Origin of the sequence: Collinsella sp. HCP3S3_D1, from assembly GCF_052064015.1 — a bacterium.
In the GTDB taxonomy this organism is placed as follows: Bacteria; Actinomycetota; Coriobacteriia; order Coriobacteriales; family Coriobacteriaceae; genus Collinsella.
In genome coordinates this window covers 12,891-38,465 of record NZ_JBQHWK010000010.1, presented here as the reverse complement: position 1 = coordinate 38,465, position 25,575 = coordinate 12,891, and the positions used below count along the sequence as shown (strand labels likewise).

Below are 25,575 nucleotides of genomic sequence, written 5' to 3'. Positions count from 1 at the left end.
CAAATCAACAAAACAGCAGGTAAAACCTACCAAAATGAACCTGTCCCTAAATGGCAGGTTTTAGGCCTCGCCGTGCTTCTCTTCCCAGCTGCGGTCATCGTATTTCTCGACCACGGCGTCGTCGCCAAAGTGCAGCGGCTTATCCAGGTTGCGGGGCTTAAAGCCCTCCATAAACTTGTCGCGGCCAAAACTCTCGGGAATCGCCACGGGATAACGGCCGGTAAAGCACGCATCGCAGTAGCCGCCCTTGGGCATGACCTTCAGCAGGCCCTCGACCGAAAGGAAGGCCAGCGAATCGGCGCCAATGTACTCGCAGATCTCATCGACCGTCTTGTTAGCGCTGATGAGCTGCGACTGCACGTCGGTATCGATGCCGTAGAAGCACGGCCAGATGACCTCGGGCGAGTTGATGCGGATGTGAATCTCCTTGGCGCCGGCGTTGCGCAGCATCTTGACGAGCTGCACCATGGTGGTGCCGCGAACGATGGAGTCGTCGATGACGACCAGGCGCTTGCCCTCGATATTGTCGCGCAGTGGATTGAGCTTCATGCGCACGCCCATGGCACGCAGCTCCTGCGTGGGCTCGATAAACGTACGGCCCACATAGCGATTCTTGATGAGGCCCTCGCCAAAGGGAATGCCGCTCTCGCGCGAATAACCCTCCGCAGGCGGCAGACCGGAGTCGGGCACGCCGATGACCAGGTCGGCATCGACGGGCTCCTCGTGTGCCAGCTGACGACCCATGTCGTAACGGCAGGCGTAGACGCTCTTGCCATTCATGATGGAGTCGGGGCGGGCAAAGTAGACCTGCTCAAAGATGCAGTTAGCGGGCTCTTTGGCAGCGGGCACACCCTGCTCGGATACCAGGCCCTCGGCACTGATGCGCAAGATCTCGCCGGGACGGACATCACGGACATACTCGGCGCCCACGATATCGAGTGCACATGTCTCGGAGGCAACGACCCAGCCGCCAGCGCGCGTGACATGAGCGGCAGCGTCGACCCTCGCGGCGTCGTCTTGCGACGGTAGCTGCGAAACGGATGCGGCGTCGGCCTGGTCCAGGCCCTCGTCCACGAGCTTGCCCAGCACCAGCGGACGAATGCCATGCGGGTCGCGGAAAGCGTAGAGTGCCTGCTCGTTGATGAGCGTCATGGCGTAGCCGCCGCGCACGAGCTCCATGGTCTTGCGAATGCCCTCGCGCAGGTGGCCCGTACACTGGGTAAAGTAGCCAATGAGCTTGGTCGCGACCTCGGAATCCGAATTGGAGAGGAACGGCACGCCGAGCTCGATCAGCTGGCGGCGCAGCTCGTCAGTGTTAACCAGGGTGCCGTTGTGCGCAAGCGCGATGATGACGCTGTTGATGGTGGAAAGATGCGGCTGCGAGGCTTCCCAGCTCTTGGCGCCGGCGGTGCCATAGCGCACGTGGCCCACAGCCAACTGGCCGGAGAGCGTCGACAGGTCGGCGTTGGAGAACACGCGATCGAGCAGTCCCAGGTCTTTGCGAACCATAACCGTGCCGCCATCGCCCACGGCGATTCCCGCCGATTCCTGGCCGCGATGCTGCAGCGCACGCAGACCAAAGTACGTCAGTCGAGCCACGTCGCGATCGGGTGCCCACACACCAAAGATGCCGCATTCCTCATGCAGCTGGTCGGAGTCCGGATCATACGTCGACATGGTCGTCAGCCGTCCCGTAGCACGCTCGGCCGCGCGGATGGTTTCTTGAGACATGGCATCCCCTCAGAGCCTCGTTATTTGGCGTTACCTGCCCTATTATACGCACGGCAAGACAAGCACTCCCGCGCATGAACAGCGGTTTTTAAAAGCCCACCGAGCTTATAATCCGTTTTGCGGCCAAACATTTTATCGGGCAACCCGCCCTCGGGGCCAACGGTCCCGTATGTTTCCGTCGCGACGCGTCTCGCCCACCGTTAGGGCTTACATTGCTGCAATTGGGCCATTCGTCCTGTCTTTTAGCAGGTCGGCGGCGTATCCTTGTAACCTACAACAAAACGAGAAAGGTTCCGTATGGATCGAAACGAACTCGACCCCAGCGTCCCCAGCGCCACGGAGGTCAAGAAGATTCCCCTCATCATTAAGGTGTACGCCGTCCTGTGCATCCTGTCCGGCGTAGGCACGCTCCCTTCGGTCGGCGCCTTTATGTGGCGGGTCATCACCGCGCTCATCAACGGCAACGCCGCCGCCAAGCTCGGCGACAACACGCTCGTCGCGGTCGGCCTTATCGTCGCCGGCATCATGCTCTCGGCGGCGAGCGCGGTCATCTTGATCATCTTTGGCCTGGACCTCATCAAGAACCAGCGCCGCAACGCCGCGCGCCTGTCCTATATCCTTATCGCACTTACCGTCGTTGAGCTTTTGGTCGACGTGATGCTCCAGGGTATCGGGCCGTTCTTGCTGCGCCCCGCCATCCAGCTCGGCATCCTCGTCGCGCTTTCGGCCACTGTTGACCCAACACTTCGTCAGGAGCGCGAACTGCAGCGCCGCTTGCAGGAGATGCTCGATCGCGACGCCGCCGCCGAGGGTATGCTCGGCCGCGATGAGACCGGCGAGGGCTACATCAAGCTCAACTACTTCAACCTGTTCTGGGTATTCTTTGTCTGCTGCGTGCTCGGTCTGATCCTGGAGGACATCTGGCACATGACGGTCGACGATCCAGGCGTCTACCAGAACCGCGCCGGCATGCTATTTGGCCCCTTCAGCCCCATCTACGGATTTGGCGCCGTACTCATGACCATGGTGCTCAACCGCTTCTACAAAAAGAACCCCATCATTATCTTTTTGGTGAGCGCCCTGCTTGGCGCAAGCTTTGAGGTCTTTGTGGGCTGGTTTATGCAGACCTCGTTCGGTGTGGTCTCGTGGAACTACTCGCACATGAAGCTCTTTGGCATGCCCGATCCGCTCGCCGTGCTTACGGGCGGTCGCACCTGCACGGGCTTCGCCTGCCTGTGGGGTCTGGGCGGACTCATCTGGATCAAGCTGCTGCTGCCCAGATTGCTCAAGCTCATTAACATGATTCCCTGGAAGAATCGCTACTCAGCCACCGTCATCTTTACCATCATCATGCTGGTCGACGGCGTCATGACGCTGCAATCGCTCGACTACTGGTACCAGCGTGTCAACGGCACGGCCAGCGATATTCCCGTTGCGCAGTTCTACGGAAAGTACTTCGATAACGAGTATATGGAAAATCGCTTCCAGAGCATGACCATGAGCCCCAAGGACGCCACACGCGTGTAGCGAGCGCCGGCACAAAACAGCCCCAACACACCAAAGCCCGCTGGCAGATTTACCTGAACTGCCAGCGGGCTTTTGCTATAGACGTACACGGGTTGCCGGCTAGGCGTTACGCTTCGCGCTCGACCTCGCTCACGCACTCGTTCTTGATAGTGCCGACGAGCGCCTGCAGGGCATCGACCACATGCGGGCGAATGTCTCCGCCAATGAGCACGAGCATGATATCGTCGCCCACGGCAAGCTCGCCGCTCGCCAGCCATACGCGCACATAGCCGATACCCGGCATCGTGCGCGTTGACTCGATAGCGGCCTGCACCTTTTCGGCATCGAAGCCAAACACCATGCCGCCCACCTTGTGGCCCGGCGCCACGCCATCGGTCTCGACACCGCGCGCCTCGGACTTGGGTGTCGCACGCACCACGCCATTGTGCGTCAGGTACATGCCACACGCCGGCGCCGAAGCGTCGGCCTTGGCTTCGCGCAGCCACACATCGACCGAAGGCATCAATTTGCCACTTTCAAGCATCGCTTCCCCTTTTTCCGTCGTCGAGTAGCTAATTTGGGACGGGGCTCTTTTAGCTACCCCAGTCACCTAACCCAGCAAAATCATTCTGCATACCCGGGGTAGCTAAAAGAGCCCCGTCCCAAATTAGCTACTCTCGAACCGCTTATTCCTCGACCGGCGTGAGTACCATGACGGCGCGCGTATTGCTAAATGACAGTGAGCGGCAGGTCACAAGTGTTACGACCTTAGTTGCCGAAGCGGCACGATCGGTGGCATCGCTCGCCACGGCAGAGGCACCGTCAAGCATCTCGGACAGATAATTCGTCAGCCCGTCGTCGCCCTCAAAGTTGGTCGCGCGCGCCTTGGAGTACGTATCCTCAACCACCTTGGTCGCCAGCGGTCTCAGCTTATACGTGTCATCGCGCGTGATGTAGTACACGTACTCGATGCTGTCGAACGTCGCCTGGTCGGTGGTGTCCGAGATCACATTAAACATCGATCCGTCGTTCATATGGTGGCCGTAGATTGTCGTCTGCTGGTCCACCATGCCCGGCGCGACATCTTCGAAGTCCAAGAAAATCGCACCCGATGCATTGGACGTACCGTCAAACAGCGTGTTGAGGTATTTAGAGTTGTCCTTGGCCTGCACCACGGGATAGTTGATGTTGGTATCCGGCACATAAATCCATCCCACGATCTCGGGATTTGCCTTAGCAAGAGCGTCAAAATCGACAATCGGCACGCCGCTCGCATCCTTATCGCTCACGTACTGCTTCTCGATCTTTTGGTACGAATCGCTCGCCTGCTTGTAGCCAATCTGTGCATTGATAAAGATGGCGGCAGCGGCAACGATCAGACCGATGCCCACGATGATGAGCAGAATGGGGATGATGGAGCGGCGCTTCTTACGCGGCGGCTCGGTGTAGCTGGACGGAGCGCCGCTCGGTTGCCTCGTCGACCGGGCCTGCTTCTTTGCCGTGCCATATGACGAGGGGCGAAACGCAGCCGGCGTATCCTGACGGCGATGGGACGTCGGCGTTACGGGGCGCGGCGCACGAGCCTGTTGAGGAGAGGATGCCCGACCCTGCTGCATGGAGCGGGCCGATCCCGACTTGGATGGATCGGGGATCTGAGAAGCCGAGAAACGTTTTCCCTGATAGTCGGACATGACTCTCCCTATGATTACAACGGAACGGCAAGCCGCTTAAGCGTCAGCCATCTCCTGCTTCATCTTCTCGATAATTGCGCGATACTCGGGATCGCAAGCACCCAGAATCTGCGTGGCGTAGATGGCGGCGTTCTTGGCGCCGTTGATGGCAACGCATGCCACAGGCACGCCCGAAGGCATCTGCACCATCGACAGGAGCGAATCCATGCCGCCCAGATCACTCGTCTTCATAGGCACGCCGATAACCGGCAGCGGCGTAAAGGCAGCCACGACACCGCCCAGATGCGCGGCCTTGCCGGCTGCGGCGATAATCACCTTGATGCCACGGCCGGCGGCAGTCGAAGCCCACTCGTGGACCTTCGCCGGCGTACGATGCGCGCTGGCAATCACGAGCTCATAGGGCACACCGAGCGCCTCGAGCTCGGCGGTGCAGCCTTCCATAACGCCCAGATCGGACTTGGAACCCATGATGATCCCGACAACCGGCTTTTGATCTGCCATAAACAAAGACCTCCTGTTGAGAGCGGTGACGCGGCCAATCCGCGACCCTTAACTACTGAGAGTAGTATAGCTGCTCCCGTCCCTGCGGTCTGTTGGTGCTCTGCGGCGGCCCGGTGTTTTCATCTGAACGACTTTGCGTAGCAACCGGGGCGAAGATGAAAACACCGGGCCGCCGCAGAGCAGCTTCGACCTACCGGGGATTGCCATGACGTACGTTGGCTGATTTGGGTTGGAATGAAAGGGTTGCGGAGGGTTGTGGACAGTTAGTTCAGATACGTATTTTTTGGCCGTGCTTCTTAGCGCTAATAGAGTGGTTTGAAGTCACTTTGAGCCCCATGACAACCTTTCTCCCCCTTATATGAGCGTCTCCACCGGTTCAGAAAGTCAAATTCAGCCCAATCGGGCTCAGGTCGGCCTTTACACACCCTCTGAAAAATACGTATCTGAACTAACTGTCCAGCGACATTCTCGATCAACAGCAAAAGGCCTCCTGGCGAATGAAAATTCGCCAGGAGGCCCCTTACAAAACGTGGGCTCCTTCGTTCGAATGAACGAAGGAGCCCATACTCTTTTTTTAGGACAGGAGGCCGCGAGTCGGGCCCCCAGCCGCCAATCAATCGCACTCGCCAAGCGAGCGGCGCAGCGTGCGCACAGCGCCAAGCAAATTGGCATCGTTGCCGTTCTGTGCTGGCTTGATGCAGGGCCTCGGTATGATGGGAAGAACGTGAGCCTGATCCATCATGCGCTCAAATGCCTCAAACAGCTCGGGACGGGCGCTGATTCCGCCGCCGACCACGATGACCTCAGGGTCGATGACCGACTGCAACCCCATCAGCATGTTGTCGAAGACCAACGCGTATGCATCCAGACCGCGACGAGCGTCCTCATCCCCCTCTTCAATCCAGGAGAAAATCCGATATCCGTCGATATCATCGGTCGGATCAATCCCCTTCGCCGCACACACCTGGTCTCGGAGCGCCCGCCAGCTGGTGACATCACCGTACACCGACCCAAAGGTCACGGGCTTGCGCACATCGTTGCTCACAAAGCACACGGTGCCGGCGAGATTGTGCGCGCCTCGCAAGATGTGACCGTCAACAACGATGGCACCGCCGAGACCCGTACCGATCACCACCATCAACCCCAGGGAGACCCCCTTCAGCGCGCCGACGGCATATTCTCCCAGTGCCGCGCACATCGCATCGTTCTCGATGGTTACGGGAAGCCCCGTGCTCTCGCGCAAGATGCGACCGAGCGGATATCCGTCCAAACAGTGAAGGGCGCCGCCTCCCCCAACCACGCCATCGGAATCGCCTTCGGAAAAGACTCCGGGCATACTTATTCCCACACCCCTCACCCGGGCGCGATGGGGCTCGATCACCGAGCGGAACGTTTCGATAACCTGGTCGGCGGGCGAGGTGCATGTTGGGATACTTCCGTGCTCCTCAATGTGGTAGTCGGCGTTCACCACCGCCCATTTCACCTGAGTGCCGCCCGCATCTATACCGAAATAGCAGTCCATAATCTTATCCCCTGTCCCATAGGGTTAGTCTAGGTCCTCGCCGTTGCTCTCGATGACCTTCTTGTACCAATAGAAGCTGTCCTTGCGGCTGCGCGCGAGCGTGCCCTTGCCCTCGTCGTCGCGGTCGACGTAGACGAAGCCGTAGCGCTTGCGCATCTCGCCCGTGCCGGCGCTGACCAGGTCGATGCAGCCCCACATGGTGTAGCCCATGAGGTCCACGCCGTCGAGTTCCACGGCATCCTCCATGCTCTGGATGTTCTTGCGCAGGTAGTCGATGCGGTAGCCGTCATGGATGGAGCCGTCGGCCTTCACCTCGTCGCTCCAGCCGATACCGTTCTCCACGATCCAAAGCGGCTTGTGATAGCGGTCGTAGAGCTCGTTCAAGGCGATGCGCAGGCAGTACGGATCGGTCGCCCAGCCCCAGGCGTTGGTCTCGAGGTAGGGGTTTTTCACCATGCCGAAAGCGAGATTGCCGGACGCGACCTCGAGCTCCTTCTGGCGCAACGATACCGTCGAGCCTCCGTAGCACGAGAACGACAGGAAATCTGCCGGATAGGTTGCGAGAAGCTCGAGGTCGTTCTCGCCCATTTCCAGCTTGATGCCCGCGCGCTCCATCTCCCTCAAGCGATAGGCGGGATAGTGGCCGCCCACCTGCACGTCGGCATACCACAGCGCGTCACGCTCGCGTTCCATGGCGAGCAGATGATCGGCGGGGTCGGCGGAATAGGAGTAGATGGGGTTGTACGCGAGCATCTGACCCACCATGATCTTAGGGGAGATTTGGTGCGCCGACCGAACCGTAAGGGCAGACGCCACGAACTGGTTGTGCGCCGCCTGGGCCTTCGCATGGGGGCTCCCATCCGTAAGCCCGCCCGCCATGAAGCTCCCCATGCTCATCATGTTGATCTCGTTGAAGGTGAGCCAGTACTTCACCTTGCCCTGATAGTGCTTCATGACGCAGGTGGCGTAGCGCACGAACAGGTCGATGAGCTCGCGGCTCTTCCAACCGCCGTACTTGTTCACGAGCGCGAGCGGGGTCTCGTAGTGCGAGAGCGTCACGAGCGGTTCGATGCCGTACTTAGCGCACTCGTCAAACACGGCGTCGTAGAACGCTAGACCCTCGGTGTTGGGCTCAGCCTCCTCGCCCGTGGGGAAGATGCGCGCCCAGTTCATGGACAGGCGGAAGCACTTGAAGCCCATCTCGCCCATGAGGGCGATGTCCTCGGCGTAGTGGTGGTAGAAGTCGGTGGCCGTGTGGCTGGGATAGTAGTAGCCATCAACCACCGCCACCTCCAGCCCTTCAGGAAGTCCCTTCTCGCAAACCGCATACACGGGAAGCGCGCCGGTTTCCCCTGTCGCGGTATTACGCCACGTTATCTGCCGTGACACCGTATGGCTACCGCTGGTCATGGCGTCCGAGGTGTTCGGTCCTTTGCCGCCCTCTTCCCAGCCGCCCTCATACTGGTTGGCGGCGGTGGCGCCACCCCACAGGAAACCTTCCGGAAATGCCATTGGGTACCTCCTCGATCGTGAAAACATCTTCATGAAACGGGAAGACGGGCTGCATGGCAGTCCCGGCTTCCCGTCAGATAATCAGTTAGGCGCTTGCACCCATGCGTTGATAGACCGTGATGAAGCGCTCGGCAAGGATACGGAAGCCCTCAGCGCTCATGAGCTGATCCTCCGCATGCAGCAAGATGATGCGAAACGGCAGCTCCTCGCCGCTGGCCTCTTGCTGAAGCAGTTTCATGTGAGCGTCGTGGCCTGCGTTGAACACCACGTTGCCCTCGTCGATAAGTTTCCGGGCGGCCTCAAAATCACCATTCTCGGCACAGGTTATCGCTTCGAGGTAGCAGCTGCGCGCGCTCCCCACCTGAGCGACGATAGAGAAGCACGTCATTTCAAACTGATCGATCGCTTCTTGTTTGATCTCTGACATGGCTATGCCCCCAGCAACTTTCGAGCCTGTTTGAGCACGGCCTCGCCGTTCATTGTCCCATACGCTGTCATATCAATCGGCTCCACCGGACAGTTCACTTGATTCTTCACCTTGTTGAGTTCAAAGCGAACCTGCGGTCCCAGCAGGATAACGTCGCTATCCGCATATTCCGCCGCTTGGTTGACAGGGTGCGCCTCGATGGTGCACACGAAACCGTCTTTTTCAGCCGCCTGTTGCATGCGCTGTACCAGCATGCTCGTCGAAGCGCCCGCGGCGCACATAAGTACGATATGTTTCATCCTACGCTCCCAACCTCATGGAAAATGATGGTGTGAATATGAAAATCCCTATGCGGCCGATTCCTCGAGAGCGGCCTGCTCCTCTCGCAACGCCTGGCGATCAGCCATAAGGGTGAAGGGGGTATACATGAGCACCGACACCGCCAAAACCGCAACCGAGATCACCAGGCACCCGATGCCGCCCTGCATGAATGCGATGACCGGCTGGGGAAGCACCCAGGGAAGCTGAATCGTGGGATTGAACGCAGCCCCAAGACCGAAGGCGTAAAGCGCCTGGACCACGATGGCGCAGACCGGGATGTTCAGCACGAACGGGATGAAGTACGTGGGATTCAGCACGACCGGCAGACCGAACATGAGCGGCTCGGAGATATTGAAAAGCGACGGAACAAGCGCGATGCCGCGAATCGCCTTGAAGCGCTCGGACTTGGTGAAGAGCAGCGAGATGCTGATGCCCAGGGCGTTAGCCTGGCCACCGATGGCGGTGCCGAGCGCGACGACGGCCCAAGCGCCATAGGGCAGTGCCTCGCCCGCGATGATGGCCTCGGTGTTAGCAGCGCTGCAAGCCATGATTACCGGAGCGTAGAAGTTGAGCATCACGTTGGGGTGGACACCGAAGAACCAGAAGATCGACTGCAGCGAGCACACGATGATATAGGCCAAAGGAGAGGCACCGACCATCGTGACCGGCGTGCCGATCAAGGTGTTGATCATATCGAACAGGTTGCCCCACGGGGTGAAAGAAAGACCCCACTTGGCGAACCACACCGCAGTGAATAGCACGATGGCGGCAAACATCGGCGACAGCGAGTCTGCAACCATGGGCGGAACCATATCGGGGAGCTTGATTTCAAGCTTGCTCATCAAAATGGCTGTCACCTTCGGCACGATCAGGCCAAGCAGAATGGCGACGAAGACGCCGTTCGATCCCATGTACGACGTGTTGATGAAACTCGCCATGGGAATATCCTCGAACGATTGCTGCGGCATGAATGCCAAAAACACCGCGCCGCTCACGATGCCACCGGTATAACCGCTAAGGCCGCATACCTTACCCCACCTCAAACCGATGAAGAAGGAGATGTATATACCCATCATGTTCATGGTAACGGTGAGGATGGAGTTGCCGGTCGCCATGAGACCGCTCGAAACCACCCAATCGGAGAACCCCGGAATGGGGAAGTTGATGAGAATCGCGATAACCGAGACGCCAAGGGTCATGGGCAGCGTGCACATCATGCCGCCCATGAGGGCGTCGAGCATCTTGCTGTCAGCAACCTTGCTTGCCACAGGTGCGATTGTCTTATCCATTATGTTTTGGATCTTGTCGAATACCGCCATGTTTCAGCTCCAATCTTTGCAGTGAACTCTATCGATGCCCGTGTGCGGCATCTTCCCCTCTAGATAGCGCATCCACCTCTCTTCAAAATCACAACGACGTGCTTCAGGCAGTACGCCATTCAACGTGAATTGGCGAGATTGCCCCAGCGGACGCTTACGTCAGGTCCGCGTACGTCACGAGCCCCACGTCCTGCTCTGCAAGCCATGCGGCGACATCAGGGTCGACAAGCATCGCGGCTTCCCGGATGCGGGCCTCGAGCATGGTCGAGTTATCTCGCAAGTACGCGTCGATATAACCTGGGTGAAACACCATGAGACGGCATATCCCTTCCGGTGTCGTTTCAAGCGCCTCTCGAAGCGCCGCAAAGGGATCCGCTTCATATGACGAGAAATCCTTGGGAACATAGGAAAGCACCGGCGTCGAGCGAAAGGTGACTGGCTCGCCCGGAGCACCCATCGCGAAATAGGGCAGGCCGTGACGCTCGGCAACGATCTCAAGGCCGCGGAAGAACATGGGGCTTGCGACCGCATGTCCCTCGAAGTAATCGGGCTCACGCCCGACGAGCTCAAGGAATCGCCGATACTGCGCCTCGATTTCGATAATGACCTCGTCAAGCACCACGAAGTCCTCCCCAGCCCGCGCGGCGGCGCGATATGCTGAGCTCCGCTTGAAATTGCCATCATCGTCAACGATGCTCGAGATGAGCGCGGAATCGCTGAGGGGCCTACCCGTGCAGATATTGGTGTGCTGACCCAAGCAGAGATCCTTGATTTGCAGGCGCGCCAAACCGCTTTCTGCAAGCGGCATGTTGGTCATGACGCCCACCGAGCGAATGAGCCCCGCTTGGACCGCGGCCGCTATCCCGCAATTAACACCGTCGCTGTAACCTAAATCGTCGGCGCGCAGCAATAACCGCTTCATCCGATCCTCCTCAACCGATATCTCGTCGAGCGGCAAAGCAACGAAGCGATGCCCTGTGTAGAGCCGATGCCGTGTTCCGGCGGGGCGGCAAGCTTCGTCGTCTCTTCTTGCATTAAGTATGACGCCGGCTATATCCAAAATCGGTTACATGCTGTGCCACAAGGTTGCGAGATGGCTACGCGAGTTTCATAACGTGAAACTCCGCAGGAATACCGGCATGTTTGAGCTATAGTTTGGTCAAATGAGGCCCTCTTATTCGGGCCACTGAACATAAAGGGGACAGCCATCATGGAAAAATCCATCTCGATGGGATCGGTTGCCGAACGGTTGCTTGACTACATCGACACTGCAATGCAGCACGACACCAACTACGAGATAGCGACCACGCTGGTGAAAAACTACAGCAAGCTGAGCGAGCTCTCGATTGGAGAAATCGCCGACATGTGCTTCGTCTCGAAGGCTTCAGTGTCGCGATTCTGCCGGTTTATGGGTTTCGCTGATTTCAAGGACCTGCGCAACCAGCTTGAACATGACGTCCTCAAAACCGGGTTGTTTCCACATGCCTTTGTAGAACAGCTGTCAAATGACACGGAAGGCGCTCTGGCATCCTACCGGGAGGCGATCCTGCTCAATATCGAAACGACCATCTCGGCGGCAAACATCGCGAAACTGCCCGCCATTGTCGATGATTTGCACGACAGCGGGCATGTCGCGTTCTTCTCCCACCACTTCCTCTGGGACGTGGGCCGCTACTTCCAAAGCAGGCTCACCATCATGAACCGCCCCATCGAGCTTTACCTCGATTATTCATCGCAGCTCGCCTGCGCGCAATCGCTCACCAAATCCAGCCTCGCCATCATTTGCAGCATAGGGGGAACATACCCCATTCGTTATCCAGAAATCGTCAACGCACTCGCCGCCTCCGGCTGTCGTCTTCTCGCCATCACACAAAACACCTCAAGCGCCTACTGGAACCATGCCTCCTGCATACTGAACTGCGGAGTGACCAACAACATCGACACGGGCAAGTTCGGTGCGCTTGCCGCCATCGACTTGATAGTCATGGAATACCTGAGGCGTTATGGAGCCGATTCCGGTACTGGCGAGTAATCTCGTCGGACCACCGACGCTCAGCAGGGCAAGCCGTTTTCTCTAATCACGTCCTGATACCAGAAGAAGCTGTCCTTCCTGAAACGAGCGCATTGCTTCGCATCGGTTTCCGTGCGATCGACATACAGAAGGCCGTAGCGCTTAGTGAACCCCTGATGACTTGAGCATAGATCCATGAGGCTCCAAACGCAGTAGCCGAAGACGGGATAGCCTTCGCGAATGAGCTCCTCGACCTCGCCCAAATGTCGTGAAAGGTATTCGATGCGCACGGCATCATGCACCCTGTTCTCCTCGTCAAGTGACTCGGAAAGCGCCATGCCGTTCTCCGTGACGATCATCGGAAGCTGGTAGCGATCGTAGAGCTTGCGCATGCCCACGCGAAGCCCAAGGGGGTCGATGCCGTTCGACATCCACTCGGTCGGCGCGATCGCAGGGTTATCGCAGAGTTCGAAATCCCCGCCCGACCACGGAGGGAACCGGTCGAAGCGGATGGGCTCCGTGCGCTCATGCGCACAATTGCTGAAATAGTAGTTCACCCCAAGAAAATCGGGCCTCGTCGCGACCAGGATGTCGTGGTCCCCGCACTCAACAACAGGGTAGAAACCTTCGCGCTCCAGGTAATAGCGCGCATAAGGCGAGATGTCGCCGCGCACACTCAGGTCGAGCAGGTAGTTCTGCATCATCTCCTCGGCGTTCATGGCCGCAAGCACATCCGCCGAAGCGCTCGTCCGCGGGTTGACCACCTGCATGGCGACAACGGGGCCGATCTGCGCATCGGGGTCGATCTGTCGCAGGCACGCGATGGCGCGATGCTCGGCAAGAGCGACATGATAGCTCATCTGGTAGGCGTTCTTCTGCCGTTGGCGCGGATCGGTTTCGGTGTCACCCGTGTTGCTGGGCGCGGAGGTCGCAATTAGCTGTTCATTCACGGTAACCCAGCGCTTGACGCGCCCCTTGAAGTGCGTGAAGCAGATTTCGGCATAGCGCACATAGAAGTCGATCATCTTACGGCTCTTCCAGCCGCCGAAGGCCTCGACCAACGCACTCGGACATTCGAAGTGATACAGGGTGACCAAGGGCTCGATCCCTCGCTCCAGCAGGTAGTCAATCAGCTGGTCATAAAACGCCAAGCCCTCAGGATTGGGATCCCCCGAGGCATCGGGCATGATGCGGCTCCAAGCGAAACCCATCCGGTAGACCTTGATGCCGAGCTCGGCCATGAGGTCGACATCCTCACGCCAGTGATGATAGTGGTCCGAGGCGATCTTGTTATCGGCGATGCCGGGACGCCCCGGGCCGCGATCGGTGGTTGCCGGACCTTTGCCTCCTTCATCATACCCACCCTCAACCTGAAAAGCGCTGGTGGAAGCACCCCAGAGGAAACCTTCGGGAAACCGGTGCTGAGTCATGAGTTCAACCTCTCGTCACGGATGTCACTTCTTGCAACTCCCGTTATAACGGATGTACGAACCAAAGCCTGTTACTCATTCCCGGGCAATGTTTCACGATTTGAAAACGGCCGTGCCATCATGCACCGCAAACTCTAAAGAACATGCCGTCGCGAAGGCCAAGCCTCATGCCCGCCACCGTCACGTGCCGGCGCCGCACACCGCCAAGCCGCTACTCCCCGTCGCGGAAGGTCAGGAGGTCGCGGTAGTCCGTGTCGCGCGCGCTGCCCGTCTTCGAGAACGGGTTCACCGAAGCAGGACACCTCATCCTCAAGATCTACCTCCTCGACGAAACCAAGGTCGATTTAGGAGACGCAACGTTACTACAGCGCAGGGAAAACGGCCCGCCGAATAAAATCGGATCGATCCCCCGTCTTTCGGTCGATTGCCACCACCATGGATGCCGGAAAGCGCACGGTAACTGCAACAAGCGGCTCATCAGCAACAACGCCAGGCCTGACATGGATGCGCTCAAGACGACCCGTCCAAGTCTCTTGCTCAAACTCTACGCTCTCGCGCTCGATGTCTTCGTCTGTCAGGACCGATCCATCAGCTAGTTTGTACTCAGTCATTATCTAGAACCTCCCTCTCAGACAAACCATGCTTGAGAGCATTGCGGTGGACAATTGCCATGGAAGTATCCTCTCCTCCAGGCAGAGTTTGTCATACTCATTGCATGACAAACTCTTCCTTGATACGTTCCCCACCCCATGCTCATCGGCAAAGCTCAAGGCCATAAGCGAAATAAGCTTCTAACACCGAACAATTCCTACCGCTACCCATCAGACCTCTCCAGCAACATCCGTAAGTCATCGATGGGCGGCAGAGCATCGAGCAACTTTCGTGGCATATCCTTCGACGTCTTATAGGTGGCCACACCCATGGGTTTTGTGAAGTCTTGGATCACATAGTCAACAAATCCCTTGTCCATGTCTTTGCAAAGCACAAGGCCTATGGAGGGATTCTCGTGCTCGCGACGCTCAAAGTCGTCCAGGATGCGTAGATAGCCAGAGAGCTGGCCGAGATAGGCCGGCTTGAAGGGGCCGCTCTTGAGCTCGACTGCAACTAAACAGTTGAGGTCGCGGTTGAAGAACAGGAGGTCGACGTACTGATCGATGCCAAAGGCGTCGAGATGGTACTGGTTTCCCACAAACGCGAAGGCTCGACCGAACGTCATGATGAACTGCTTGATATTCTGCACGATGCCTTGCTCTAACACGCGCTCGTCGACATCCTCCGCATCGCGCACCCCGAGTTCCTCAACATTGATAAAGTCGAGCAGATACTCGTCCTTGAACGTGGCGATAGCGCGCAGCGCCTGCTGACCCTTTGGCAGCGTTGAGAGGAAGTTGTTGGAGACCTCTCCTTGATGATGAAAGTCGTCCGCCTTCAGCGAGCGTTTGAGCGCCTCCACACTTAAGTGCTCAAATGCGCACTTGTGAATGTAGAAGAGCCGCTCGTCAAGGGTCTTAGCACCTGCAAGGATATACCGATGATGGGTAAACCCAATCGCTAAAAAATCATCGAGAGAACATGTGTTTGAATTCGGCACTTGCAAGTGACGAATTTGCAGAAGGCCACCGTCTGAAGATTCGTCACTCACGAGTGACGAATCGAGAAACGCCTGTTCATCGCCCGGAGCAGACCAAGCTTCAAAGAAGATTCGCATATATTTGAGACTTGTTGTGGAGAAACCCCTGAGTCCTGGCAGCTCCTTCCGCAATTGTTCGCTGATGGTTTTGAGCGCGTTGGTTCCCCACGTGCCATTGCGCGTGTTGGCGGAGACGTAGCCTCCCACGGCGAAATAGAGCTGCAGCTGCTGAGCGTTGGCGCTCTTCGCCGCAGCATACTGCGCACGCAATATCGCCGTCTTGATGGTCTGAACTTCCTCACGATAGCCCGTAATCTCTGACATCATGGCGTCCTCCTCTTCTTACGAACTTGTGTTCCATGACGCGTTCTATGCTATCAACGCGTGCGGACACAAAATTGCGCGTACCATAGAGGCGTTTTCTGCTTCGCCTCGTTTGGGAGATGTATGTCCAAACCCTCATCCGCACTCGACGCCAGCTCTTGCGATGTTTACGCCGACTCCGCGCGCCACCCTCTCACGCGCACATGGTGCGTAGCTGCGCTCGCCCTCATCTGCTGCGCGCTCTGGGGCAGTGCGATCCCCTGCATCAAGATCGGCTACGAGCTTCTCGGCATCCAAAACGGCGACGTACCATCGGAGTTTCTCTTCGCTGGCGTGCGCTTTATGCTTGCCGGCGCTATCGCACTTGCCGCTGCAGTCATAACAAGACGTCGCTTGCCTCGCGTCTCACGCACGGGATGGCCACTCGTTATCAGACTCTCGCTTGCCCAAACTATCGTGCAGTACGCCTTCTTTTATATCGGCGTTTCAAACGCTTCGGGTGTGCGCGGCTCAATCGTCAACGCTATGAACACGTTTCTCTGCGTGTTGATGGCAGCGCTCGTGTTCCGGCAAGAACGGCTCACTGCGCGCAAAGTCCTCGGCTGCGCTATAGGTTTTGCCGGAGTCGTTATCGTCAACCTCACCGGTGGCGATAGCGGCGGCGCCGTCACGCTCACAGGCGAGGGCTTCATCCTTATTGCCGCTGTCTCCTACGCTGTCTCGTCTGCCCTCATCCACACCTACTCCCAGCGCGAGGACCCCGTGGCGCTCAGCGGCTACCAGTTTATCAACCCTAGTCATCGCGCAAAGCCCCTTCTGCAGCACACGGTGCAACCGAGTCACCGCAGGCCGGGGCGGGAGGCGGACCTTTCTCTCGGAAAACTTCGCGAAGCCCAGTTTCCGAGAGAAAGTGTCCGGCTGCCGCCCCGGCCGACCAGGTCACATTACACCGTGTACTGCGGCAGGTCCTGCAGGGCGATGACGTCCATGCCCATGTCGTTGGCGCTGCCGTGGCCCTGCTGGTCCTCGCGCACCGCTTCGATAGCACTCACGTAGGTGTTGGCGGCAGACATCGCCGTCACGCAGGTCACGCCGCGGCGCACCGCCTCGGTGCGCAACAGATAGCCGTCGCCGCGCGAGCCCGGGCCGTACGGCGTATTGATGATCACCGCGATCTTGCCATCGGCGATAAGGTCACCGATGTTGGGGCGCTCGCCGTCGTGCGGGCCGCTGATCTTTTCCACGACCTCGCACGTCACGTTGCCTCCACGCAGCACGCGCGCCGTACCCTCGGTAGAGCAGATGTCAAAGCCCAGATAGCGCAGGATACGGGCGACCGAAAGGATATGGCGCTTGTCGCGATCGCACACGCTAATGAACACCTTGCCGGCGCTCGGATCAGGCAGTTTGTAGTCAATCGCCAGCTGTGTCTTGGCGTATGCCTCGGGATAGCTCTTGGCGACACCCATGACCTCGCCCGTCGACTTCATCTCGGGCCCCAGGATAACGTCGGCTCCCGGGAAACGACCCCAGGGCATAACGGCTTCCTTCATACAGAAGCAGTCCAGCTGGCGCTCGTCGCTCGGCAGGCCCAGGCTCGCGATGGAATCGCCCGCCATGATGCGCGCCGCGCACTTGGCCAGCGGCACGCCGGTGGCCTTGGAGATAAACGGCACGGTACGACTGGCACGCGGGTTGGCCTCGATCACGTAGACGGTCTCGCCCTTGATGGCATACTGCACATTGACCAGGCCGCGGACTCCCAGCGCCATCGCGATGCGGCGCGTGGTCTCGCGAAGCTTCGCCTGCAGACTCTCGCTAAAGCTAAACGGCGGAATGCAAGTCGCGGAGTCACCGGAGTGGATACCGGCCTCCTCGATATGCTCCAGAATACCGCCGATGTAGACCTCCTCGCCGTCGCACAGGGCATCGACATCGGACTCGATCGCGCCCTCCAGGAAGCGGTCGAGGTACACCGGATAGTCGGGGCTAATGCGGGCAGCCTCGGCCATGTAATCGTGCAGATGCTCGGCATCGTAGGCGATCATCATGCCGCGGCCGCCCAACACATAGCTCGGACGAACCAGCAGCGGGTAGCCGATATGCGCGGCCACGGCCTCGGCCTCCTCAAACGAGGTGGCCTGACCCGCCGGCGGGTACATAATGCCCAGCTTGTCGAGCAGGGCGGCAAAGCGCTCGCGGTCCTCGGCAAAATCGATGGCATCGGGCTTGGTACCCATGATGTTCACGCCGCTCTCCTCGAGCATGCGCGCCAGCTTAAGCGGGGTCTGGCCGCCGAGCGTCACCACGACGCCGTCGGGGCGCTCAACATCGATAACGTCCATGACGTCCTCGTAGGTGAGCGGCTCAAAGTACAGACGATCGGACGTGTCGTAGTCGGTCGAGACGGTCTCGGGGTTGCAGTTGACCATGATGGTCTCGAAGCCACGGGCCGCCAGCGCGTAGCTCGCGTGCACGCAGCAGTAGTCAAACTCGATACCCTGGCCGATACGGTTGGGGCCGGCACCCAGAATCATCGCCTTGGGCTTATCTGCCGGCGTGGTCTCGTCGGGGGCAACGCACTTCTTGGCGACCGGGCTCGTGCGGTAGATGTTTTCGTAGGTCTTGTAGTGATACTCCGTGGCACTCGAGAACTCAGCAGCGCAGGTGTCGACCGTCTTCACGCTGGGAACCACGCCCAGACCCTTACGGTAAGCGCGAACAAAGCGCTCGTCCGAGCCGGTCAGCGCGGCAATCTCGGCATCGCTCGTGCCATACTGCTTGAGCAGGCGCATCGCGTCGGCGTCGATGTCCTCCACGCGCAGGCCGCGAATGCTCTCCTGGACCTGCACCATATCGTTGATACGGTTGAGATACCACGGATCGATGCCGCAGATGGCATGGATGCGCGCGACATCCCAGCCACGACGCAGGGCCTCGACCACAAAGAAGATGCGGTGCTCAGTCGGGGTGCCCACGGCCTGAGCGAGCTCGTCGTCGCTCAGCTTATCGGCACCTTCCTTGCCACCAGCGCAAATGCCCTGATGCCCGTCCTCCAGCGAGCGCATGGCCTTACCAAAGGCCTCCTCAAAGGTGCGGCCGATCGCCATGATCTCGCCCACGGCTTTCATGCGCGTTGTGAGCGTGGGGTCGGTACCCTTGAACTTCTCAAAGGCAAAGCGCGGCACCTTGACCACACAGTAGTCGATCGTGGGCTCAAAGCAGGCAGGCGTGGCTTTGGTGATGTCGTTGACGATCTCGTCGAGCGTGTAGCCCACGGCCAGGCGAGCGGCGGCCTTGGCGATGGGGAAGCCCGTGGCCTTGGAGGCCAGTGCGGACGAACGGCTCACGCGCGGGTTCATCTCGATGACGATCAGGCGACCGGTCTGCGGGTTCACGGCAAACTGCACGTTGGAGCCACCGGTCTCGACGCCGATCTTCTCCAGAATGGCGAGCGAGGCGACACGCATGCGCTGATACTCAAGGTCGGAGAGGGCCTGCGCCGGCGCCACGGTGATGGAGTCGCCGGTATGCACGCCCATGGGGTCGAGGTTCTCGATGGAGCACACGATGATGCCGTTGCCGGCGTGGTCGCGCATGACCTCCATCTCGTACTCTTTCCAACCCTCGATGGACTCCTCGACCAGCACCTCGTGGGCGGGCGAGAGCTCAAGGCCCTGGTTCACGATGGAGACGAGCTCCTCGTGGGTGTGCGCGATGCCGCCGCCGGCGCCGCCCAGGGTAAAGCTCGGGCGCAGCACGCAGGGATATCCCACGCGCTCGGCGATGGCCTCGGCGTCGGCCACGCTGTAGGCATAGCCCGAGCGCGCGACCTCCAGGCCGATCTCGGCCATGGCCTCGTTAAAGAGCTTGCGGTCCTCGCCGCGCTCGATGGCGGCAAGGTCGCAGCCGATCATCTCGACGCCGTACTGGTCGAGCGTGCCGTCCTTTGCCAGCTCGACGGCGGCGTTCAGACCGGTCTGGCCGCCCAGCGTGGGCAGCAGCGCGTCCGGGCGCTCCTTCTTGATCACGCGCTCGATAAATTCGGCGGTGATGGGCTCGACATAGGTGCGGTCGGCCAGGCCCGGGTCGGTCATGATGGTCGCCGGGTTGGAGTTGACCAGGATGACCTCAAAGCCATCCTCCTTGAGCACCTTGCAGGCCTGGGCGCCGGAGTAATCGAACTCGCAGGCCTGGCCAATGACGATGGGACCCGAGCCAATGACGAGGATACGCTTGATGTCAGTACGCTTAGGCATGTTAGTTCTCCTCGGTCTCGGTCGTGGCGGAACCATTGTCGGCAAAGTTCCAGCCCTGCAGGCGGTCCTTCGCGGTGTCGATGTCCAGGTAGTTCTCCTCGCCGTCCATGAGTCGCGTAAAGGCGGTAAAGAGATAGTGGGCATCGGTGGGGCCGGGCGAGGCCTCGGGGTGGTACTGGACCGAGAAGCACGGGGCGTCGAGCAGCTGAATGCCCTCGGCGGTGCCGTCGTTGAGGTTCACGTGTGTCAGTCGAATGCGGCCAAAGCGCTCGTTCATCACGACGGGCGCGATACCACGGCGCACCCAGACGCGCAGATCGCCGTCGGCCGCATGCTCGGTCTCGCCGCCCGAAAGTTCGGGGACAAGCTTGCCCAAGCTGGGGAACAGCAAGCCAAAGCCATGGTTTTGCGCGGTAATTTCCACGCGGCGGCTGACCAGGTTCATAACCGGCTGGTTACCGCCACGGTGACCGAATTTGAGTTTTTCCATCTGGGCGCCGCATGCCAAGCTGATCATCTGGTGACCCAGGCAAATGCCAAAGACGGGCACCTTGCCGATCAGCTGCTGCACCTGCTCGTAGGTCTCTACCACGGCATCGGGGTCGCCGGGACCGTTGGACAAAAAGACGCCATCGGGATTCATGTCGAGTACCTGACGCGCGGGTGTATCCCACGGCACGACGGTGAGGTCGCAGCCAGCACGGACCAGACCCTCCAGGATGCCACGCTTGACACCGCAGTCGTACGCGACCACGTTGTGGCGGGCGGGAGCGGGGGCCGCAAGCGCAAAGCCATGCTCGGCAGGCAGATCGCTTCCGGCGAACGGATGGGGTGCAGGGCAGCTCACGGTCTTGACCAGGTTCTCCCCCACCAACGTGGGAGCAGAGGCCAAGCGCTCGGCAAGCTCGTCGATGTCGAGGACCTCGGTCGAGATAATGCCCATCTTGGAGCCATTGTCGCGCAGGTGGCGCACCAGGGCTCGGGTGTCGACGCCCTCGATAGCGACGATGCCGTGTGCGCGCAGGTACTCCGGCACGCTGACGGCCGAGCGCCAGTTAGAAGGCGTGGCACACATGTCGCGCACGATCATGCCGCGCATGGCGGGAGCACTCGCAGGGCGTACGTCATCGCCGGGGAAGGCGGACTGGACATCGGTCTCGTCGATGCCATAATTGCCAATCTGCGGATAGGTCATGGTAACGATCTGGCCAGCATAGCTCGGGTCGGTCATAACCTCAAAGTAACCCTCGAGTGAGGTATTGAAGCAGACTTCGCCGGTCGCGGTGCCCTCGGCACCACATGCACGGCCATAAAAAATGGTCCCATCCTCAAGGTACAGGATGCAGGGACCGCAAGCACCCTTGCTGGTTTTGGCCAGCATGCGCTGGCACAGTTCGCTGGGCGCGATGGTGCGGGCGGCAGCGCCCGCAATATGGTTGTTCGCCATAGTTCTCCTTCCCGGTCTCTCGGGACCGGCTTAAAGGTGTGTAGTTAGGCCTCGCGGTATTCTAACCGTAAGTATGACTTATGGCGTTAATTACATAGAATTGTTTACAAAATGATAATTATGACTTCTTATGCATAATGATTTTTCTGGGACGGGGATTAAAAAATCATTCTGAAAGCAGAGCTTTGTCGCTGAGTAGTCAATTTGGGACGGGGCTATTTTAGCTGCCCCGTCCGTCAATCAACCTAACCGTCGTGCCACCAGCCGGGGTAGCTAAAATAGCCCCGTCCCAAATTGACTACTCGCCAACCGCATACATGACAGAATAATTTTTTAATCCCCGTCCCAGAAAAATCATCCCGCGTGGACTTGCGGCTCACGCGGGATGTCATCGTTCTATGTGGCTGGGGACTACTTTTGCTTGTCCTGCTCAAGTAATTCGGACGGGGTGCGGCCAAGCTTGCCGCCACGGAAAATCTCGCGGCCGTGCAGGCGGTGCTCCAGGTCACGTTCGGCCTTTTCCTCGTCAATCTTAGTCTGGCTCACCGCCGGGTCCTCGATGAGCGACGATACCGAGTTCACCTGTTTCTGAATACGCTCGGCAATGGTGTCATCCATGCTCACGATACGCATCTTCCAGTCGATATTGGTGGCGTTGGAAGAGCTCTTGGTCCAGACGAACGTCAGGATGGCGCTCTGGTGGCCCTGGGCGGGAAACATGCCAAAGAAGGAATCATGCTGAATCCTGCTGTCCTCGTCGATATAGGCGTGGACGTTATACACCACACGGTCAATCTTGTCGTTGAGCAGGGCATTGGTTGCGAGCGCCGCCGCCTGAATCTGACCGTTGGACAGCAACTCGAGCTCATTGGCAGAAGACGTGTCCAGCACCGTCACCTCAACCGTGCCCGCACTCTCGTCGGCCTCGTCGACGGTAAAATCGAGCGGGAACTGCGTAAAGCCGTTGCCCCATTCAAGTCCACCTTTGAGCGCGGTCGAGACGGTATCCACCGAAACGCTCTCGGAGAGGTTCGCGGTGTTCAGGCGTCGCATCACGCCGTAGCCGATCTGCATGCCCACAATCAGCACCAAGATGCCGATAACCACGGCCATGGCAGTTTTCGTAATGGTATGGCTCACCTGCGAACCCGAAGGATCGTCCTCGGACAGCGGGTCGATATGTTTTGCCTGGCTCGCGCGATCCTCGCTGCGCAGCCGCGCCAGTGTCGCCTTGTCACCGCGTTTGACGGCAGACTCTTTCTCGCGCATGCGCTCGGTACGCTTTTTGGCGAGTGTAGGATCCAAGACGCCGGATGCATCGATTTCGGAGAATAACTCCGTCACTTCTTCCGGAGTCAGATGGTTCTTATCAGCCATAACCTTCCTGCCATATCAATCAGTCGAGCTCGTGCGCACGCGCACCTTCGAACTGCATTCGATAGTAACGGGCATAAGTGCCGCCACGGGCGAGAAGCTCCTCGTGCGTGCCACGTTCCACAACGCGACCATGCTCAACGGTCGCAATCTCGTCGGCATGCTTAATGGTCGAGAGACGGTGAGCGATGATGATCGTGGTGCGGCCGCGCGCCAAGCGCTCGAGCGACTCCTGCACCGCCTCCTCGCTCTCGTTATCCAGAGCACTGGTCGCCTCATCCAAAATAAGGATCTTGGGATTTTTGAGAAACACGCGCGCGATGGCGACGCGCTGCTTTTGACCACCAGAAAGACGGCTGCCGCGCTCGCCCACCACGGTGTCATAGCCCTGCGGAAGCGACTCGATAAAAGCATCGATGTTGGCGCGATGGGCCGCCTCGGCGATTTCTTCTGCCGTGGCGCCCGGCTTGCCATAGGCGATGTTCTCGCCAATCGTTCCGTCGAACAGATAGACATCTTGCTGCACCAGGCCGATGGATCGGCGCAGGCTACGCTGCGTCACGTCGCGCACATCCTGGCCGTCAATGCTAATGGAGCCGGCGGAAACGTCGTAAAAGCGCGGCAACAGCGAACAAGTCGTTGATTTGCCGCCGCCCGAGGGACCAACCAAAGCGATGGTTTGACCGGGCTTAATGGACAGATCCATATGGTCGATAACGGGACGCGTCCCGTCGCCCGCGCCCAGCTCGACATCCTCGTAGCTAAAGCACACGTCGCGATACTCAACAGAGCCGGCCGTCACCTGCAGATCCGCAGCACCCGGCTTATCCTGAATATCGGGGACAGTCGAGAGCACCTCGTCCATGCGCTTAAAGCCGGCGATGGCTTTCTGATACGTCTCGGCCGAATTGACGAGCGTCTCAAGCGGCGTGCAGAACAGCGAAATGTAGAGCGCGAAGGTTGCCATATCGACCGCCTGCAGCTGGCCTTGGGCAACGAGCCAACCGCCCAGCAGCACCACGATCACATAGAGCACGCCCGAGAGCAGACCATACGTCGCGGTGTAGACGCCCATGGCGTGATACATGTTTTCCTTGGACGAAAGGTAGCGATCGTTAGAGGCACGGAACTTAGAGCGTTCGGTCTGCTCATTGGCAAAGCTTTTGACCACACGCATGCCCGCCAGCGAATCCTGCAGCTGCGCATTGATGCCGCTGATCTTTTTGCGGTTATCGCTAAAGACCTCGCGCATGCGCATATTCTGCCAAAACATAATGACCGCGAACACCGCCGTCACCACGGCCATGACGAGTGCGAGCACCGGCGCAATGGTAAACAGAATCACAAACGAGCCAATGATCTCGATACCGCAAATAATGATCCATTCGGGCACGTGGTGCGCCGCCTCGCAGATATCGAACAGGTCGTTGACCACGCGGCTCATCATGTCACCCGAGCTGTTGCGATCAAAGTACGCAAAGCTAAAACGCTCGTACTGATCGAACAAGTCCTCACGCATCTTGGACTCCATGCGCGCGCCCATCACGTGGCCCCAATAGCTCACAAAGTAGCGGCAGGCGCAGCGGGTGGCATACATCAGCACCAGTCCCACCGCGATCATACCGAGCGCCTGCATAATGGCAGTCTGGCCCTGGGTAAACAGCCCGCCGCACAGATTGCGCAGGATAATGGGAAACGCCAGGTCAATGGCGGCGAGCACCAGGGCGCAAATGGTATCGGCAACAAAAAGCCCCATCTGGGGCTTGTAGTAAGACAGAAAACGCTTCAGCATGTGATCCTCAAAGAAATATCAGCAACGTAAGACCCTGGGACAAAGCAATCAGTAGTACTTGTCCCAGGGCTATCCCCACTCGTTACAGCTCAGAACCACCAAGGCGGTGTGCGATGCTGTCGCAGGCAAGCGCGCCCACGACGGTCTTGGCATCCTCGATCTTGCCGTCGAGCACGGCATCGATCAGCTCGTGCAGCGGCACCAGGTCAACGTTGACAAACTCGTCATCGTCGGGGTTGGGCGCATCGAACTCGAGCTTGGTGGCCAGGTAGATGTGAATAATCTCGTCGCAAAAACCACAGGTCGTGACAATCGACGTTAAAAAGCGAATGCGCCCGGCCTTAAAGCCCGTCTCCTCATGCAGCTCGCGCCTGGCACAATCGAGCGGGTCCTCGCCTGGGTCGAGCTTGCCGGCGGGAATCTCAACCGTCACGCGGTCGATGGCGGTGCGGTACTGACGCACCAGTACGATCTTGCCGCTCTCGGTCAGCGCCACAACGGCCGCCGCACCCGGATGGCGAACGATATCGCGGGCGCTGCGGTAACCGTTGGGCAGCTCAACCTCAAGACGGTGGACGTCGAGGATCTTGCCCTTCCAGGCGCACTCCTCCGAAAGAATCTTCTCGTGCAGCTCGGCATCGTGCGGGTCGTCGTCGCCCAGCACCAGCGCCGGCTCGTCAGCGACCTCGCCACCAGGCTCGCCCTCGGCGTGCCCATACATGCGGCTGTCCTCTTCGACGATTTGCGCGTCCACGAGCTCTTCGTTCTTCTCGTCCAT

Annotated in this window: 21 protein-coding genes; 4 read left to right on the top strand and 17 right to left on the bottom strand. The window is 59.1% G+C overall.

From position 1 onward, the window contains the following. Window positions 1-60 precede the first annotated feature (60 nt). Window positions 61-1,731 carry an amidophosphoribosyltransferase gene (locus tag ACTNDJ_RS04935; protein ID WP_441048755.1) on the bottom strand — a complete coding sequence of 557 codons (1,671 nt, stop codon included), beginning with the start codon at window positions 1,729-1,731 and terminating at the stop codon, window positions 61-63. 297 nt (window positions 1,732-2,028) lie between these two features. On the opposite strand from ACTNDJ_RS04935, the gene ACTNDJ_RS04930 reads away from it, so the two are divergent. Further along, the gene (locus tag ACTNDJ_RS04930) at window positions 2,029-3,258 is read left to right on the top strand and encodes a putative ABC transporter permease (RefSeq protein ID WP_441048756.1); all 1,230 of its coding nucleotides are present in this window, start codon (window positions 2,029-2,031) and stop codon (window positions 3,256-3,258) included. A 106-nt stretch (window positions 3,259-3,364) separates the two neighbouring features. Here ACTNDJ_RS04930 and ACTNDJ_RS04925 read toward each other — a convergent pair whose 3' ends face one another. The 9 genes from ACTNDJ_RS04925 to ACTNDJ_RS04885 form a co-directional block, all read right to left on the bottom strand. Further along, a complete protein-coding gene (locus ACTNDJ_RS04925) occupies window positions 3,365-3,781 on the bottom strand; it encodes a molybdenum cofactor biosynthesis protein MoaE (protein WP_441048757.1) in 417 nt (138 codons plus the stop codon). A 142-nt stretch (window positions 3,782-3,923) separates the two neighbouring features. Next, on the bottom strand, window positions 3,924-4,928 hold the full coding sequence (locus ACTNDJ_RS04920) for a class B sortase (protein WP_441048758.1): 1,005 nt from the start codon (window positions 4,926-4,928) through the stop codon (window positions 3,924-3,926). A 36-nt stretch (window positions 4,929-4,964) separates the two neighbouring features. Next, window positions 4,965-5,429, bottom strand: coding sequence for a 5-(carboxyamino)imidazole ribonucleotide mutase (purE, locus tag ACTNDJ_RS04915; RefSeq protein WP_441048759.1), 465 nt, complete (start codon window positions 5,427-5,429; stop codon window positions 4,965-4,967). Between the two features lie 613 nt (window positions 5,430-6,042). Further along, on the bottom strand, window positions 6,043-6,951 hold the full coding sequence (locus ACTNDJ_RS04910; protein WP_089572591.1) for an ROK family protein: 909 nt from the start codon (window positions 6,949-6,951) through the stop codon (window positions 6,043-6,045). Between the two features lie 24 nt (window positions 6,952-6,975). Then, window positions 6,976-8,463 carry a glycoside hydrolase family 1 protein gene (locus tag ACTNDJ_RS04905; RefSeq protein WP_441048760.1) on the bottom strand — a complete coding sequence of 496 codons (1,488 nt, stop codon included), beginning with the start codon at window positions 8,461-8,463 and terminating at the stop codon, window positions 6,976-6,978. Window positions 8,464-8,548: 85 nt separating this feature from the next. After that, window positions 8,549-8,890: a PTS lactose/cellobiose transporter subunit IIA gene (locus ACTNDJ_RS04900; protein ID WP_089572593.1), complete on the bottom strand. Its 342-nt coding sequence runs from the start codon at window positions 8,888-8,890 to the stop codon at window positions 8,549-8,551. 2 nt (window positions 8,891-8,892) lie between these two features. Beyond that, window positions 8,893-9,189 (bottom strand): PTS sugar transporter subunit IIB, encoded by a 297-nt coding sequence (locus ACTNDJ_RS04895; RefSeq protein WP_089572594.1) that lies wholly within the window; start codon window positions 9,187-9,189, stop codon window positions 8,893-8,895. A 48-nt stretch (window positions 9,190-9,237) separates the two neighbouring features. After that, on the bottom strand, window positions 9,238-10,530 hold the full coding sequence (locus ACTNDJ_RS04890) for a PTS sugar transporter subunit IIC (protein ID WP_441048761.1): 1,293 nt from the start codon (window positions 10,528-10,530) through the stop codon (window positions 9,238-9,240). Between the two features lie 154 nt (window positions 10,531-10,684). After that, window positions 10,685-11,452 carry a ChbG/HpnK family deacetylase gene (locus tag ACTNDJ_RS04885; RefSeq protein ID WP_441048762.1) on the bottom strand — a complete coding sequence of 256 codons (768 nt, stop codon included), beginning with the start codon at window positions 11,450-11,452 and terminating at the stop codon, window positions 10,685-10,687. Between the two features lie 288 nt (window positions 11,453-11,740). On the opposite strand from ACTNDJ_RS04885, the gene ACTNDJ_RS04880 reads away from it, so the two are divergent. Further along, window positions 11,741-12,562, top strand: coding sequence for a MurR/RpiR family transcriptional regulator (locus ACTNDJ_RS04880; protein WP_441048763.1), 822 nt, complete (start codon window positions 11,741-11,743; stop codon window positions 12,560-12,562). A 20-nt stretch (window positions 12,563-12,582) separates the two neighbouring features. Here ACTNDJ_RS04880 and ACTNDJ_RS04875 read toward each other — a convergent pair whose 3' ends face one another. After that, on the bottom strand, window positions 12,583-13,971 hold the full coding sequence (locus ACTNDJ_RS04875; RefSeq protein WP_161155933.1) for a glycoside hydrolase family 1 protein: 1,389 nt from the start codon (window positions 13,969-13,971) through the stop codon (window positions 12,583-12,585). 251 nt (window positions 13,972-14,222) lie between these two features. Between ACTNDJ_RS04875 and ACTNDJ_RS04870 the strand changes: the two genes are divergently transcribed. Next, the gene (locus tag ACTNDJ_RS04870) at window positions 14,223-14,567 is read left to right on the top strand and encodes a hypothetical protein (protein WP_441063244.1); all 345 of its coding nucleotides are present in this window, start codon (window positions 14,223-14,225) and stop codon (window positions 14,565-14,567) included. 218 nt (window positions 14,568-14,785) lie between these two features. On the opposite strand, the gene ACTNDJ_RS04865 is transcribed toward ACTNDJ_RS04870, so the two are convergent. Further along, window positions 14,786-15,928 (bottom strand): PDDEXK nuclease domain-containing protein, encoded by a 1,143-nt coding sequence (locus tag ACTNDJ_RS04865; protein WP_441048764.1) that lies wholly within the window; start codon window positions 15,926-15,928, stop codon window positions 14,786-14,788. 120 nt (window positions 15,929-16,048) lie between these two features. Here ACTNDJ_RS04865 and ACTNDJ_RS04860 point away from each other — a divergent pair, with 120 nt between their 5' ends. Continuing rightward, window positions 16,049-16,981 carry a DMT family transporter gene (locus tag ACTNDJ_RS04860; RefSeq protein WP_441048765.1) on the top strand — a complete coding sequence of 311 codons (933 nt, stop codon included), beginning with the start codon at window positions 16,049-16,051 and terminating at the stop codon, window positions 16,979-16,981. Here ACTNDJ_RS04860 and carB read toward each other — a convergent pair. The 5 genes from carB to ACTNDJ_RS04835 form a co-directional block, all read right to left on the bottom strand. After that, the gene (gene carB / locus ACTNDJ_RS04855) at window positions 16,870-20,184 is read right to left on the bottom strand and encodes a carbamoyl-phosphate synthase large subunit (RefSeq protein WP_441083421.1); all 3,315 of its coding nucleotides are present in this window, start codon (window positions 20,182-20,184) and stop codon (window positions 16,870-16,872) included. The genes ACTNDJ_RS04860 and carB overlap by 112 nt on opposite strands. A gap of 1 nt (window position 20,185) precedes the next feature. Then, complete coding sequence (carA, locus tag ACTNDJ_RS04850) at window positions 20,186-21,631, bottom strand: glutamine-hydrolyzing carbamoyl-phosphate synthase small subunit (RefSeq protein WP_441048767.1); 1,446 nt, start codon at window positions 21,629-21,631, stop codon at window positions 20,186-20,188. 411 nt (window positions 21,632-22,042) lie between these two features. After that, window positions 22,043-23,008, bottom strand: a complete 966-nt coding sequence (locus tag ACTNDJ_RS04845; protein ID WP_441063247.1) for a hypothetical protein — start codon at window positions 23,006-23,008, stop codon at window positions 22,043-22,045. Window positions 23,009-23,027: 19 nt separating this feature from the next. Next, window positions 23,028-24,797: an ABC transporter ATP-binding protein gene (locus ACTNDJ_RS04840; RefSeq protein WP_441048769.1), complete on the bottom strand. Its 1,770-nt coding sequence runs from the start codon at window positions 24,795-24,797 to the stop codon at window positions 23,028-23,030. An 82-nt stretch (window positions 24,798-24,879) separates the two neighbouring features. Continuing rightward, a complete protein-coding gene (locus tag ACTNDJ_RS04835) occupies window positions 24,880-25,575 on the bottom strand; it encodes an NUDIX domain-containing protein (RefSeq protein WP_441083420.1) in 696 nt (231 codons plus the stop codon).